The 13,640-nt window shown below is 62.6% G+C and carries 12 protein-coding genes and 1 other RNA gene; 6 read left to right on the top strand and 7 right to left on the bottom strand.

All coding sequences use genetic code 11. The annotated features are described in order from the left end of the window. Positions 1 to 67: 67 nt before the first annotated feature. From VWY34_RS11155 to VWY34_RS11135, 5 genes are all read right to left on the bottom strand, one after another. Complete coding sequence (locus tag VWY34_RS11155; RefSeq protein ID WP_416544302.1) at positions 68 to 1,186, bottom strand: NUDIX domain-containing protein; 1,119 nt, start codon at positions 1,184 to 1,186, stop codon at positions 68 to 70. A gap of 29 nt (positions 1,187 to 1,215) precedes the next feature. Continuing rightward, the gene (locus VWY34_RS11150) at positions 1,216 to 1,656 is read right to left on the bottom strand and encodes a TrgA family protein (protein WP_416544300.1); all 441 of its coding nucleotides are present in this window, start codon (positions 1,654 to 1,656) and stop codon (positions 1,216 to 1,218) included. A gap of 15 nt (positions 1,657 to 1,671) precedes the next feature. Then, positions 1,672 to 2,877, bottom strand: a complete 1,206-nt coding sequence (locus VWY34_RS11145) for a class I SAM-dependent methyltransferase (protein ID WP_416544298.1) — start codon at positions 2,875 to 2,877, stop codon at positions 1,672 to 1,674. 90 nt (positions 2,878 to 2,967) lie between these two features. Beyond that, positions 2,968 to 4,407: a cryptochrome/photolyase family protein gene (locus VWY34_RS11140; RefSeq protein ID WP_416542359.1), complete on the bottom strand. Its 1,440-nt coding sequence runs from the start codon at positions 4,405 to 4,407 to the stop codon at positions 2,968 to 2,970. Between the two features lie 32 nt (positions 4,408 to 4,439). Next, positions 4,440 to 5,663 carry an aminotransferase class V-fold PLP-dependent enzyme gene (locus VWY34_RS11135; protein ID WP_340545411.1) on the bottom strand — a complete coding sequence of 408 codons (1,224 nt, stop codon included), beginning with the start codon at positions 5,661 to 5,663 and terminating at the stop codon, positions 4,440 to 4,442. Positions 5,664 to 5,812: 149 nt separating this feature from the next. Between VWY34_RS11135 and VWY34_RS11130 the strand changes: the two genes are divergently transcribed. Continuing rightward, the gene (locus tag VWY34_RS11130) at positions 5,813 to 6,193 is read left to right on the top strand and encodes a VOC family protein (RefSeq protein ID WP_416536081.1); all 381 of its coding nucleotides are present in this window, start codon (positions 5,813 to 5,815) and stop codon (positions 6,191 to 6,193) included. Between the two features lie 77 nt (positions 6,194 to 6,270). Here VWY34_RS11130 and VWY34_RS11125 read toward each other — a convergent pair whose 3' ends face one another. Further along, on the bottom strand, positions 6,271 to 7,908 hold the full coding sequence (locus VWY34_RS11125) for a BCCT family transporter (protein WP_340545409.1): 1,638 nt from the start codon (positions 7,906 to 7,908) through the stop codon (positions 6,271 to 6,273). A 492-nt stretch (positions 7,909 to 8,400) separates the two neighbouring features. Further along, complete coding sequence (gene acuI / locus VWY34_RS11120) at positions 8,401 to 9,393, bottom strand: acryloyl-CoA reductase (protein ID WP_416536082.1); 993 nt, start codon at positions 9,391 to 9,393, stop codon at positions 8,401 to 8,403. A gap of 226 nt (positions 9,394 to 9,619) precedes the next feature. Between acuI and VWY34_RS11115 the strand changes: the two genes are divergently transcribed. From VWY34_RS11115 to VWY34_RS11095, 5 genes are all read left to right on the top strand, one after another. Continuing rightward, entirely contained in the window at positions 9,620 to 10,369 is a 750-nt protein-coding gene (locus VWY34_RS11115) for a FadR/GntR family transcriptional regulator (RefSeq protein ID WP_340546313.1), read from the top strand. 60 nt (positions 10,370 to 10,429) lie between these two features. Then, positions 10,430 to 10,782, top strand: a transfer-messenger RNA (tmRNA) gene (gene ssrA, locus VWY34_RS11110). A gap of 361 nt (positions 10,783 to 11,143) precedes the next feature. Next, the gene (locus VWY34_RS11105) at positions 11,144 to 11,584 is read left to right on the top strand and encodes a nuclear transport factor 2 family protein (protein WP_340545407.1); all 441 of its coding nucleotides are present in this window, start codon (positions 11,144 to 11,146) and stop codon (positions 11,582 to 11,584) included. A gap of 129 nt (positions 11,585 to 11,713) precedes the next feature. Continuing rightward, on the top strand, positions 11,714 to 13,021 hold the full coding sequence (gene chrA / locus VWY34_RS11100) for a chromate efflux transporter (RefSeq protein ID WP_416544296.1): 1,308 nt from the start codon (positions 11,714 to 11,716) through the stop codon (positions 13,019 to 13,021). A 136-nt stretch (positions 13,022 to 13,157) separates the two neighbouring features. Then, on the top strand, positions 13,158 to 13,634 hold the full coding sequence (locus tag VWY34_RS11095; protein WP_416538673.1) for an SspB family protein: 477 nt from the start codon (positions 13,158 to 13,160) through the stop codon (positions 13,632 to 13,634). Positions 13,635 to 13,640: the final 6 nt, after the last annotated feature.

Below are 13,640 nucleotides of genomic sequence, written 5' to 3'. Positions count from 1 at the left end.
TTGAGGTGTAGCCAAGGCATTGGACAACCACAAGCCGAGATAGCGGCGCGCCGCGCGGTTGGCGGGGTCAGCCCTGCCGCAAGCGCTCACGATGGCGTGACAGCCAGAGGGCGGCGGTGACCAGTGGCATGTCCTGATAGGTCTGGTCATCTACGCCCTGTATCAGCGCCTCATAGGGCAGGATCTGGCTGCGGATATCTTCGCCCTCGCTCTCCAGTCCGCCGCCGCCGGCGATCTCGTCAAAGTCGCAGAGACCCACAAAAATATGCAGAAATTCGCCTGAGGCGCCGCTGGAGGGGTAGACCTGGGCGACGGTTTCCAGCTGGTCGATCTTCAGCCCCGCCTCCTCCATCGCCTCGCGGCGGGCGGCCTGTTCGGGGGTTTCGCCGGGGTCGATCAGCCCGGCCACCGGCTCCCACATCCAGGGGCGCTGGTTGCCCGCGATATAGGTGGCGGCGCGGAACTGTTCGATCAGCAAAACCGCGTCGCGGCGGCGATCATAGGGCAGCACCACCGCCGCCTGCCCCACCAGCGCGACGCCCCGGTTGATCACCGGGCTGAGGCTGCCGTCATAGCGGCGGAACTGCAGGTCCATCTCCTCCATCGCGAAGAAGTTGAGATAGGCGCGTTTATGCTGGTGGACGACGACGTCGCGGGCCAGATCGTGATCGGGATCGCCGGGGCGGTTCTGCGCCGCGAGCCAGGCGGCGGCGCGGATGCGGATCGGGCGGAACCGCTCGGCCACCTCGGCGGCGGTCAGGCGACCGCGATAGGCCATGACCTCCTCTGCCGCGCGCAGGGACAAGGCGCCCCATTTCTGCTGCCAGTCGCCCAGATCCCAGGCCGCCCCGGTCTGCCACAGGCCCGGCTCCGGGAAATAGACCTCCGCCGGGGCGCTGCCGCCTGCGTCCAGCGCGACCGTGACAGGGCGCAGCGTATAGTCGAACCCGCCTTCGTAGAAATTCAGCGCCGCCATATCGTCCGGGATGAGACCGCGCAGCAGCAGCCCCGGTGCGCGGTGGCCGACGCGGGCCTCTATCGCCGGGAAAGGCTGATCCACCACCGCAAAGGCACCGTGATCGGGCAGATGTGCAGGGGTGACATCCAGCGCGGCACCTGACCGCCCCAACACCAGTTCAAGCAGCGGCATATGGCGCAGCGTGCCATAGACAAAAAGATCAACCACGGTCTGTATCCTGTTGGAATTCTGTTATCTCAGCGCCAGCGTCTTGCGGCATTCTCGGTCACCAGACCGCTGAAGATGCCGCCGATCACCAGCGCCAGCAACACATGTGGCACCGCCATCAAGAAAAAGAAATCCAAACCGATGACAAAAATCGCCGAAAGCGCCTCAAACGGGCCGTCATAGCGGTTGCGCATGGCGAGGCGAAACATTTCCCAGGCGCCTTGCAGAAACAGCCCCCAGAGCACCAGCAGGGCCACACCGGTGACGCCGTTGTTGATCGCATTGACCACGCCGCGACCGACATGGCGGCCGACCCAGACCCAGCCGATCAGCGCGCCAAGCGCGGCGTTGAGCGGCACGAAATAGCCGAAATCGGTGCCCTCGGGCATCAGTGGCATGATCAGGAAAGAGGCGGCAATCGCGACAAGCGCCATGCTGACGGCGGCGATAAGACGGGCGGCTGTGGGCATGATCCGGGCTTTCGTTCAGCGGTGGGCCAGCGTGATCTGGGTCACGTCGCAGGTTTGCGCCTTAAACGCGGCGGCGCAGGAGGTGAGGTAGAAATTCCACATCTTTTTGAACCGATCATCAAATCCCATGGCCGCAATCTCATCCCAGCGACTGTTAAAGGTGGTGTGCCAACGCCGCAGCGTCTGATCGTAGCTATCACCGAATTCGAGCGATTTCATGACCTTTAGCCCGGCATTTTCAACCTGCTGGCGCAAGATCCCGGGTGCAGGGAGCATCCCGCCGGGAAAGATGTGTTTCTGGATGAAATCAACGCCGCGTTTGTAGACCGTCCAGCGCCGGTCGGCGACGGTGATGATCTGCAAGGTGGCCTGACCGCCGGGGCGCAGCCGGTCGTGGATCATCCTGAAATAGGCGGGCCAGTATTTTTCGCCCACCGCCTCGAACATCTCGATAGAGGCAATGCCATCGAAGGTGCCTTTGCAGTCGCGATAGTCCTGCATCCTGAGCTCGACCCTGTCGGAAAGCCCCGCCTTTTCAATGCGCTCGCGGGCGTATTTCAACTGTTCTTCGCTGATGGTCAGGCCCGTGACCCGCAGGCCGCGTTCGCGGGCTGCATATTCGGCAAACCCGCCCCAGCCGCAGCCGACCTCCAGCACGTGATCGCCGGCCTGCACGCCCATCTGGTCGACCATTGAGGCATATTTGGCGGTCTGCGCCGCCTCCAGGCTTTCCTGCCCGGTTTTGAACAGGGCGCTGGAATAGGTCATCGTGTCATCAAGCCACAGCCCATAGAAGGCGTTACCGAGGTCATAGTGATAGGAGATATTCGCCTTGGCCTGCGCGCGGTGATTGCGTTGCAGCCAGAAGCGGAACTGTTCATAGGCGCGGATCAGCCCGCGTCCCGGAAAGCCATCATAGACGGTTTCAGACCCCAGATGCACCAGATCCATGAAGGCCTGAAGATCGGATGTGCTCCACCAGCCATCAAGATAGGCATCAGAGAACCCCAGATCCCCCTCGCGGATCAGCCGGGCGAAACAATCGGGGTTGTGAATGCGCAGATCGGCCACCGGACCGGGGCGGTCGCCAGTGACACGGAACACCCGGCCGTCTGGCAGATGGATGTCCAGCTGCCCCACCTCTAGCGCCTGCAACTGGTCAAAGATCGCCGCGAAATAGCGCGGCAGATTGGCCTGTCCTTCGGTCTGTGTGAGCGCCATTCTCTCCTCCCCTAGACGGGTCCGGTGGGTTCACGGCCCCTGTCCAGAGAAAAGGCTAGGCCAAATCAGGCGCTTCTGGCAAGGGATCTATCAGTCCTCGGGCAGCTCGCGCTGGCCATAGACCTCAAGCGCGCGGGCGCGACCCTCTTTCAGATCAACGAAGGGGCTGGCGCGTCTGTCCTGAGGCGACAGCTCCCAGGACAGAGGTGTCGCGCGGTAGAAATCCAGCGCCGTCTGCGGCGGGCTGTCCTGACCTTCGGCGATCCACGCGGATTGGTAGCGGCCCTTGGGGTCGAATTTCTCCAGCTGGCCGTCGGGGTTGAATATCCGAAAAAAAGGCGAGGCATCGGGGCCGGAGCCGGCCACCCACTGCCAGCCCATGGCGTTGGAGGCCGGATCCCAGTCCACCAGACACTCCTCGAACCATTTCTGACCGATGCGCCAGTGGGTGAGCATATGTTTGGTCAGGAAACTGGCCACGATCATCCGGGCGCGATTGTGCATCTTGCCGGTCACATAGAGTTCGCGCATGGCGGCATCGACGAAATTGTAACCGGTCTGACCACGCCGCCAGGCCTCGACCCGGTCGTCGTCCTGCTCGGACCAGCGGAAGCTTTCCCATTCGGGGCGCCAGTTGCGGGTCAGGATATGCGGAGTGTGGAACATCAGGTGGTAGGCGAACTCGCGCCAGACGATTTCCTTGAGAAAATGCTCAGCGCCGGATTTGCCTGCGCGACGTGCCTCCAGCCCGTGATGCCACATGCGGCGCGGGCTGATTTCTCCCCAGGCGAGGTTTTCAGACAGGCCGGACGTGGCATCCACCGCGGGAAAGTCTCGGTCCTGTTTGTAGTCGGCCACGCGGGAGTCGAGGAATTCCGCCAGCCGCTCCTGCGCGGCATCTTCCCCGACCCGGCAATATTGCGCCACGATGTCAGCGCCGCGCCGCATATCAGCGGCGAGTTTCCAGCCGTCCAGATCATCAGAGGCGGGCCATTGCTCCGGCGCGGGTATTCGGGATGGGGCGGCGATCAGATCCGCGACATCGCGGTCGCGCACGGATTTCCAGTAGGGCGAATAGACCCGGTACATGCCGCCGGTCTTGGTCTCGACGGTCCAGGGTTCAAACAGCAGATGACCACCAAAAGACTGCGCCGCAACGCCCTGCCCATTCAGCTGTTCCTTGATGGTGGTGTCGCGGGCGATGGCGTCGGGATCATAGGCGCGGCTCCAATGCACCGCCCCTGCCCCGGTCTCCGCGATCACCTGCGCCAGCACCTCGGCTGCCGGACCACGCCGCAGGATCAGGCGGCTGCCGCGCTGCTCCAGCACCTTGGCCAGATGGGCAAGCCCCAGCCCCAGCCGGAACTTTGGCGCAGCGCCCAGATGTTCATCCAGCGTGTCAAAGACAAAGAGCGGGATCACCGGGGTGCCCCGGGCGACGGCCGCCTCAAGGGCGGGGTTGTCGGCGAGCCGCAGGTCTCGGCGCAGCCACCAGATCACCGGCGCCTGTCGCGGGGTATGGTCAGTCATGAAAGATCAAGGTCCCTGTATCGCTGCGGTTTTCACAACACGCGATCTAGGGCCTCGATCAACTGTGTCATCTCTTTTTTCGAGGTGTAATGCGTAAAACTGAGCCGCAGCACGCCGTCACCGGTGGAGACACCCATCGCGTTCAGGGCACGCAGGGCGTAGAAATCACCGCCCCCCGCCATGATGCCATGTTCGGCCAGTTCACCGGCTACGGCTTCGGCGGGGCGATCCAGCGCCAGTGCCACAGTGGGCGCGCGTCTGTCGGCATCAGAGGGGCCGATCAGGCGCAGATCATTGCGGTCCTTCACCATATCGAGCAGCGGTTGCAGCAGCTCCACCTCATGGGCGCGCATCAGATCGTGGACAAAGGCCCCCTGTGCCGCGCCTTCGGTCAACGGGCCGCCGTGATGATGGGCCAGCGCGGCGATGTAGTCGGCCATGCCCGCGCAGGCGGCGACCTGAGCGTGGTCCGGCCCCGCCGGAGTGAAGCGTTTGTAGAGCGTGTCACCGTTGAAGAAATGTCCCTGATTGGGCAGCAGCTCCCCCAGGGCGCGGCGGATCACCATCAGCCCCTGATGCGGCCCGTAGGTCTTATAGGCGGAGAACAGATAGATATCCGGCCCCAGCTCGCCGACATTGGGCAGGCCATGGGGCGCGTAAGAGACACCATCGACGCAGACAAAGGCGCCGGCCGCATGGGCCAGAGCGGTGATTTCGGTGACCGGGTTCAGCTCCCCGACCACGTTGGAACAATGCGGAAAACAGACCAGCCGGACGTTTTCGTCCAGAAGATTTTCCAGATCTGCGGGGTTCAGATGGCCGGTTTGCGGGTCGATCTGCCATTCGCGCACCTCGATCCCGGCATCCGCAAGGCGCCGCCACGGGCCGCTGTTGGCCTCGTGATCCTGATTGGTGACGATGATCGCCTCCCCCGGAGACAGGAACTGGCGAAAGGCCTGCGCCAGCACATAGGTATTCTGGGTGGTCGAGGGGCCAAAGCTCAGCTCATCCCGTGCCACCCCGAGGATGCCGGAAAGCCGGTGCCGCGCCTCGTCCATCTCGTCGCCCGCCAGCGTCGAGGCCTCATAGGGGGCATAGGGCTGCACTTTGCGTTCGGTATAAAAACGGGTGAGCCGGTTGATCACCTGCTGACAGGTATAAGAGCCACCGGCGTTCTCGAAAAAGGCCTGACCTTGCAGGTTGGGCGCTGCAAAGGCCGGAAACTGGCTGCGGACAAAGTCGATATCAAGGGCCATGGTCTCTCCTCTTTCTGTCTCAGAAGAAGTGACGGCGATGATGCGCAAGGTCAAGCGCGGAGAGACTGCGGCCACCGCTGACCTGATGTCATTTTCTGTCAACAGTGGCGGGTAGCTAGGGGATACATCAACACGAAAGGATGCAGATGATGGCCTATACGCCCAAGGATTTTCTGGTCTGGGGAGAAATCCCCGTCACCGACATGGACGGCGCGCGCAAGTTCTACGAGCATGTGACCGGCGCCGCGCTGGAACTGGTCAGCGATGGCCCCAACCCGATGCTGCTGTTTCGCCCCAAGGACCCGGCAACCGGGGTCGCGCTGAGCATCTATCCCGGCACCCCGGCCCCGGATGGTGTTGGCCCGACCCTGCATCTGGCCGCCGAAGGTGCGCTGGCCGATGTGATGACGCGGGTGACCGACGCCGGTGGGCAGGTGGTGTCAGAGGCGGTGCCGCTGCCCGACGGGCAGTTCTTCTACGCCAAAGACCCCGACGGCAATTCGGTCGGCTTCTATGAGGCCAAGAGTTGAACGGCAAACGCCCCGGAGTTCTCCGGGGCGTTTCGGGGCGTTTCTGGGCGTTTCTGGTCCGGGATGGCGGCGCGGGATCAGCGCGCCTCGGTCTGCAATCCGCGCAGGATCGCCCAGCACATCAGCAGCAGCACGATGGTGAACGGCAAGCCGGTGGAGATCACCATCGCCTGCAGGGCCACAAGACCACCGCCGAGCAGCAGCACGATCGCAACCGCACCTTCGAACACGCACCAGAAGACCCGTTGCGGCAGCGGCGCGTCGACCTTGCCGCCTGCGGTGATGGTGTCGATCACCAGCGAGCCGGAATCCGAAGAGGTGACAAAGAACACGATCACCAGAAGGATGCCGACAAAGGAGGTGATCGAGGCCAGCGGCAACTGATCCAGCATCTTGAACAGCTTCAGCTCAAGTGCGGCATCCTGCGCGCCGGTATAGCCATCAGCCACCACCTGATGAATGGCGGTGCCGCCAAAGACGCTCATCCACAGGACGCAGACCAGGCTGGGGATCAGCAGAACGCAGATGATGAACTCGCGCACGGTGCGACCCCGGCTGACGCGGGCGATGAACATGCCGACAAACGGCGACCAGCTGATCCACCACGCCCAGTAAAAGGCGGTCCAGCCCTGGCTGTAGTTGGCATCCTCGCGGCCGAAGGGCATGGAGAGCGCCGGCAGATACTGCACATAGGCCACCAGACTGTCGAAAAAGCCGGTGATGATCAGCAGCGTTGGCCCGACCAGAAGCACGAAGATCAACAGCAGGAAGGCCAGCCCCATGTTGATTTCGCTCAGAACTTTCACACCGCCATCAAGACCGCGCACAACCGAGATCAGCGCAACCGCGGTGATGGCGGAGATCAGCAGCACCTCGGTGGTTGAGCCAACCGGCACACCGAACAGCTCGTTCAGGCCCGCATTGGCCTGTGTCGCGCCAAAACCCAGCGAGGTTGCAAGGCCAAAGAGCGTGGCGAAAACCGCCAGAATGTCGATGATATGGCCGGTCCAGCCCCAGACCCGCTCGCCGAAGATCGGGTAGAAGGCCGAGCGGATGGTGAGTGGCAGCCCCTTGTTGAAGGAGAACAGCGCCAGCGACAGGGCAACAATCGCGTAGATCGCCCAAGGGTGCAGGCCCCAGTGATAGATCGTCGCCGCCATGCCCAGACGCACGGCTTCGGTGCTGTCCCCGGCCGCGCCGCCCAGCGGCGCCCAGTCGGTGCGGGCGCCATTTTCACCCATGCTCACACCACCAAAGGCGGTGGAATAATGGCTCATCGGTTCGCTGACGCCGTAGAACATCAGGCCGATGCCCATGCCGGCCGCAAACAGCATCGCAAACCAGCCGATGTAGGTATAATCGGGTGCCGCGTCGGCCCCGCCAAGGCGCACCTTGCCCCAGGGCGAGACGATCAGGAAGAAACAGAACAGCACGAAGATGTTGCCCGCGCTGAGGAAGAACCAGTCGAACGAGCTGGTCACGGCGGGGCGCAGCCAGCCAAAGAAGGTAGCCGCCTGTTCCGGCAGAACCAGCGCGTAGAACACAAACAGCATGATGCTGATGCCGGAGACCATGAAAACCGGGTTGTGGATGTCAAATCCAATCGGTCCCACGGATCCTTCCAGATTGTCCTGTCCGATTTCATATTCGGTGTCGATGACGGCGGCCTCACCGTCGGGGGCGGGTATGCCCTGATTGGCCGTTTCGTCTGTCATGGGTGTCCCTGTTCTGTCTTATGTGAACGTCCAGTGTCTCAACCGTCGCGCGCTGCGCAGGTTCCCGCCGATCGCGAAAAAAATGCAGCCCCCGCACGGGTGCCTCTCCATGACCGGCGCCCGTTGAGCAGGCGGTCGGGCGCGATCATCACAGCGCTCATGCCGACAACGATCGCCAATAGATCCGCGTCAGCCCAGTCACGCGCTGCGGTCAGGCAGCGGCTGGCGTGGCCATGGACAGATCACCAGCCTAGCAGAAAACCATGCAAATGTCGCGTCTTGTGGGGCGATCTGCGTGACAGCGGTGCAATCGCTGCGCGACATGCGCCCGGTTGCCGGGTCTATGACGCGGGGATTGACCGGCTGGCCCCACGGACGCGCAAAGAACGCGCAGGCTGGCTGCGCGTTCTGACAGGTTTCCCTGTGATCATTGCCCGATCAAACTCTGATCTGTCGACCTTCAGGCGAGCAGCCCCGTCAGCAGAGGCCGTGTCAGCCGTTCACATCAACGACAACGCGGCCCTTCACCTGCCCTTTCAGGATATCGGCGCCCAGCTGTGGCAGGTCGGACAGGGTGGCCGGCTGCACCATCGCCTCCAGCTTATCCATCGGCAGATCGGTGGCGATGCGCTGCCAGGCCCGCAGGCGGTTGTCATAAGGCTGCATCACGCTGTCGATGCCCAGAAGGTTGACGCCGCGCAACAGAAACGGGATCACCGTGGCGGGCAGACCGGCCCCGCCTGCAAGGCCAACCGCCGCCACCGAGGCCCCATACTTCATCTGGCCCAGAACCCGCGCCAGCATCGCACCACCGACCGCATCAATGCAGCCCGCCCAGTTCTCGCTTTCGAGCGGGCGCTTTACCGTCTCGTTCAGCTCTTCGCGCGGCACGATCTGGGTGGCGCCAAGGGCGGTGAGATAGTCGGATGTCTCAGGGCGCCCGGTGACCGCCGCAACCTCATAGCCGAGGTTGGAGAGGATCGCGGTTGCCACCGACCCCACGCCACCCGCAGCGCCGGTCACCAGCACCGGGCCGTGGCCCGGTGTCAGCCCGTGATCCTCAAGCGCCATGACGGCCAGCATTGCGGTAAAACCCGCTGTGCCAACAGCCATGGCCTGGCGCGTGTCGATCCCATCCGGCAAGGGCACCAGCCAATCGGCGCGCACGCGGGCCTTTTGCGCATAGCCGCCCCAATGGGCTTCGCCGACGCGCCAGCCGGTCAGCACAACCTTGTCGCCGGGTTTGTAACGCTCATCGCTGGAGGTCTCGACCGTGCCTGCAAAATCAATGCCCGGCACATGCGGATATTTGCGCACCAGTCCGCCGCCCGGACCAAGACAGAGGCCATCCTTGTAGTTCACGGTTGAGTAGTCCACTGCCACGGTCACCTCGGCATCCGGCAGCTGCTCGAGGCTGAGCGTTTGCACGGCGGCGGATGTCTCGCCGCTGTCTTCGTCCTTGGTCACAACCAATGCGTTGAACATGATGGGTCCTCCTCTGAATTCAACCTGACGCGCCAGGAGCGCGGACCCGCCGTGCAGCCGAAACGGCGATGGTGGGCGACTCAACTCTTGCCAATCAAATGTCAGACTTTTAAATGTCTGACAAATGATTTCTGCCGAGACGCGTGCTGCGCCACAGGTCATCACAGAGATCATCACACAGGCCAAGACACTGGCCACCACACAGGGCACCACACAGGGCACCGACATGAAGCTGAACCCCCGTAGCGCCGCCGATCTGTCGGCGCAGATTGCCGAAGCCATCCGCGATGCGATCATCAGCGGCGCCCTGCCTGTGGACCAGCGCCTGCCCTCGGAGGCCGAACTGGCCGAGCAGTTTCAGGTGTCCCGGCCAACAGTCCGCGAAGCCCTGAAGCGGCTGGCCGCGCAGGCGCTGATCCGCACCCAGCGCGGCGCCACCGGCGGCGCCTTTGTCAACCGGCTGAGTTTTGAGGATGCCTACGCCCAGCAGGTGACCACATCGACGCTGCTGCTGAGTATGAATGCTGTCAGTTTCGACACTGCCTGCGAGGCGCGCTATGCGCTGGAACGGGCCTGCGCGCCGCTGGCGGCGGCACGTCGGACGGCGGATCAGCTGGCGACCATGCGCGCCGAGATCTTTCGTCAGGGGCAGCCCGGGCTGACGGATGAGGCGTTCTGCGCCTCGGATGTGGCCTTTCACCGGGCGCTGGTCGATGCGGCGGGCAATCCGGTGTTGTCCTACCAGCTGGCCGGAGCGGTCGAGGCGATGCAGCCGCTGATGAACATGATCACCTTTACCGCGCGCGACCGCGCCCGGATGGTGGCACTGCATGGCGCCATTGCCGATGCGCTGGAGGGGCGCGACGAGGCCGCCGCCACTGCCGGGCTGACCGCATTGGAGGACGAGACCCGCACGCTGGCCGCTGCGGTCTTTGCCCGGCGGGCTGCCGAAGCGACCAGGGGCGACCATGGCTAAACCACCGCCCCGGCGTCGTGGTGCAGCCGCTCCCGCCGGGACGTATTTTATGTGTCATTTCCCCTTTAACTCCGTATCGGCACGGCCTATATTCAGGGTGTTCCTTCGGGAACTATGGACATAAACGCGCTCGTAATAAGCGGATCGGACCCGGGGGCGGTACCCGGCGACTCCACCAAACATCCTTCATTTGGGGATCATGGGGTCGAAACAGGATCGACGAACGTCTAAAGGGGTTAGCTTTGTCTCGGCTGTCTGCCACCGTTATCGGCGAAACTTGTACAATTGCAAATGACAATCGTGCTCCGGCAATGGCAGTAGCAGCGTAAGCTGTTAATGTCGCCGAAACTAAGTCCTTGCGCCTAGCCGCGTAAGGCGGGGTTCGCAGGTACCTGGCAACAGAAACCTGCACTTCCTCCTCGCCTACTCCAGACTTCGATCTTGGCCTCGGCCCTACCGCAATATCTGTTTCTCACAATGCAGGCATCTCGGTACCACAGGCGCCCCCTGACGCCACATCCGGGGCCACGCCGAAGGTCGATACACCAGCGCAGATGCGGGAGGCACCAGAGGCGATCAAACTCGACTGCGGGCAGCGCCAACCGGAGCGAATGCCCATTGAATTGTTGTTAACACTTGTGCTTCAGTCTCATGTCTGACGACGGTCCAGTCCCGCGTCAGGCGTTGTTTCGACCAATGCTGCAACCCTGAATAAGGCTGCCTGCGCAACCCCGATGCTTCAACCGGCGTCAGTTTCTGACCCTTAGGGAATAAATGAAAAACAGTGAACGGCTCTTTCGATGGTTTTACGATGTCTGGGTCGGTCTGGACCTCGACCAGATTGAGCCGATGTTTCATCCTGAGCTTGAGGTAAACGGCCCTCTGCATGGCGCAATCGCAATTGCCGCGGACTACCGCGAAATTGTCGGCACGCTGCACAATCTCATGGAGGATCTTGACCTGACCCTGACCCATGCGCTGGATGACGGCGACTATTGCGCGATCCGGGTCCACGTACGGTGCTATGGCCGCAGTTCGGATGACAAACTGGACTACTACGGCCAGCTGATTGTGCGGATGCAGGATGGTCAGATCCGGGAATTCCTGTCCAACTTCGACTATATGACCATGTTCGAGCAGCTCGGCCAGCTGCCACAGGACTGTCTGCCGATCTGCATGACCGGTGAGCGGCTGACCTGGATGGATGACACCTGACCAGGCAGCCGCAGGCGGCACTGTGAAGTTTCTGTAACCTCTCCGGTTTTCGGCCTTTCCACGGTCCGCGGCCACTGGCACTGGTCGCGCAGAATGCTACAAGGTCAGCGTCCAGCCAATGGTGCGCCTATGACCGACATGTCCGCAGACCCCGAGATTAGCCCAGTCCCCCCCCAGATCGCGATGGCGGATCTGATCCGGGTGTTTGGCCGCATTGGGCTGCTGTCCTTTGGCGGGCCTGCGGCGCAGATTGCATTGATGCACAAGGAGCTGGTCGAGGATCGCCCCTGGCTGAGCGAGGCCGGATTTCTGCGTGCGCTGTCGTTCTGCATGATGTTGCCGGGACCGGAAGCGATGCAGCTGGCCACCTACGCCGGCTGGCGGCTGCGTGGTGGCATCGGCGGGCTGATTGCAGGGCTGTTGTTTGTCCTGCCGGGTGCGCTGGTGATCGCCGCCCTGGTCTTTCTATACGTGAACTTTGGCACCCAACCTGTTGTTCAGGCGGCTTTCCTCGGCATCAAGGCAGCGGTGGTCGCGATTGTCCTTCAGGCGCTGCAACGGCTGGGAAAGAAGGCGCTGCATGGTGTCACCGATTATGGGCTGGCGGCTTTTGGCTTTGTTGCGCTGTTCCTGTTCGGGCTGCCGTTTCCGCTGGTGGTTCTGGCAGCTGCGCTGATCGGCGCGCTGGGGGCCCGGCCCGCGCCCCCCTCTCCCGCCGGGCCGATCGGTCACCGGCCCGAGGCCGCAACGCCGTTCTGGTCGACACTGCTGATCTGGGGCGGGCTCTGGCTGCTGCCGCTGGCTGCTTTGAGCCTGTTCGGCCCGCAGCTGCTGGCGGATATCGGCTGGTTCTTTGCCAAGTTGGCGGTTGTCACCTTTGGCGGAGCCTATGCGGTTCTGGCCTATATGTCGCAGACGGTGGTCGGGCAGTACCAGTGGATCGATACCGGCCAGATGATTGATGCGCTGGGGCTGGCGGAAACCACACCGGGGCCGCTGATTCTGGTGACGCAATTTGTGGCGATGCTGGCCGGTGCGCTGGCCTTCGGGGCATGGATGGCGATTGCGGCCGGGCTGGTCGCGCTTTGGGCGACCTTTCTGCCCTGTTTTCTGTGGATCTTTCTCGCGGCTCCACATGTGGAGCGGATTGCCAGCCATCCCCGGCTGGGCGCTGCGCTGCGCGCAATCACCGCTGCCGTGGTCGGCGTCATCCTGAACCTGTCGGTCTGGTTTCTGCTGCATGTGCTGTTTCGCGAAATTGCGGTTCTGGAACTGCCCGCGCTCACCCTGATGATGCCAGTCATGGCCAGCCTGAATGTCAGCGCTGCGCTTTTGGTGCTGGCCGCACCGGTGGTGGCGCTGGCCTGCGGTGGACGACTGGCGCTGATACTGCCGGTGATGGGCGGACTTGGCATCCTTCTGGCGCAGGTCATCTGAGCAACGCAATCCCAGCGCAAATGTCGGGCATTCCCCTGCTAGTGTCAGAAATTATTTACGAATCCCTAACGAGCGGGCCTTTAGTTTCCGGTAGAAATCCGTATTCTGAAACCAATAGAGACTTAAGGGTATCGGAATGTCCCGCGAAATTGACTATGGAAATCTGATGCATTCGGCCATGCGTGGTCTGATCCGATCTGTACTGGATGGGGTGGCTGAACACGGGCTGCCCGGAAATCATCATTTTTTCATCACCTTCGACACCTCGCACCCTGATGCGGAGCTGGCAGATTGGCTGTCGGATCGCTACCCTGGCGAGATGACCGTGGTCATGCAGCACTGGTTCGACAATCTGGAGGTCGGCGAGGACGGCTTTGCCATCACGCTGAATTTCGGCGATGCGCCGGAGCCTCTCTATATCCCCTATGACGCCATCAAGACCTTTGTCGATCCCTCGGTTGAGTTCGGCCTGAGGTTTGAGACGCCAGAGGATGACGACGACGCCGAAGAGATGATTGCCGAACTGGACGACGGCATCGAGATCGAGGTCGACGAAGACCCGGACGCGAAGAAGGCCGCCGACGTAGTATCGTTGGACAGTTTCCGCAAGTAACACGCG

It is taken from the genome of Phaeobacter sp. JH20_02 (assembly GCF_048056915.1).
GTDB lineage: Bacteria > Pseudomonadota > Alphaproteobacteria > Rhodobacterales > Rhodobacteraceae > Phaeobacter > Phaeobacter bryozoorum.
This window is presented reverse-complemented; position numbering and strand designations above follow the sequence as displayed.

What these genes read in the sequence shown, in the direction of transcription:
- chrA (WP_416544296.1), top strand. Translation starts at nt 11,714, where the DNA reads ATGACCGACATGTCCGCAGACCCCGAGATTAGCCCAGTCCCCCCCCAG.
- VWY34_RS11115 (WP_340546313.1), top strand. Translation starts at nt 9,620, where the DNA reads ATGAAGCTGAACCCCCGTAGCGCCGCCGATCTGTCGGCGCAGATTGCC.
- VWY34_RS11125 (WP_340545409.1), bottom strand. Translation starts at nt 7,908, where the DNA reads ATGACAGACGAAACGGCCAATCAGGGCATACCCGCCCCCGACGGTGAG.
- acuI (WP_416536082.1), bottom strand. Translation starts at nt 9,393, where the DNA reads ATGTTCAACGCATTGGTTGTGACCAAGGACGAAGACAGCGGCGAGACA.
- VWY34_RS11095 (WP_416538673.1), top strand. Translation starts at nt 13,158, where the DNA reads ATGTCCCGCGAAATTGACTATGGAAATCTGATGCATTCGGCCATGCGT.
- VWY34_RS11145 (WP_416544298.1), bottom strand. Translation starts at nt 2,877, where the DNA reads ATGGCGCTCACACAGACCGAAGGACAGGCCAATCTGCCGCGCTATTTC.
- VWY34_RS11105 (WP_340545407.1), top strand. Translation starts at nt 11,144, where the DNA reads ATGAAAAACAGTGAACGGCTCTTTCGATGGTTTTACGATGTCTGGGTC.
- VWY34_RS11150 (WP_416544300.1), bottom strand. Translation starts at nt 1,656, where the DNA reads ATGCCCACAGCCGCCCGTCTTATCGCCGCCGTCAGCATGGCGCTTGTC.
- VWY34_RS11130 (WP_416536081.1), top strand. Translation starts at nt 5,813, where the DNA reads ATGGCCTATACGCCCAAGGATTTTCTGGTCTGGGGAGAAATCCCCGTC.
- VWY34_RS11140 (WP_416542359.1), bottom strand. Translation starts at nt 4,407, where the DNA reads ATGACTGACCATACCCCGCGACAGGCGCCGGTGATCTGGTGGCTGCGC.
- VWY34_RS11135 (WP_340545411.1), bottom strand. Translation starts at nt 5,663, where the DNA reads ATGGCCCTTGATATCGACTTTGTCCGCAGCCAGTTTCCGGCCTTTGCA.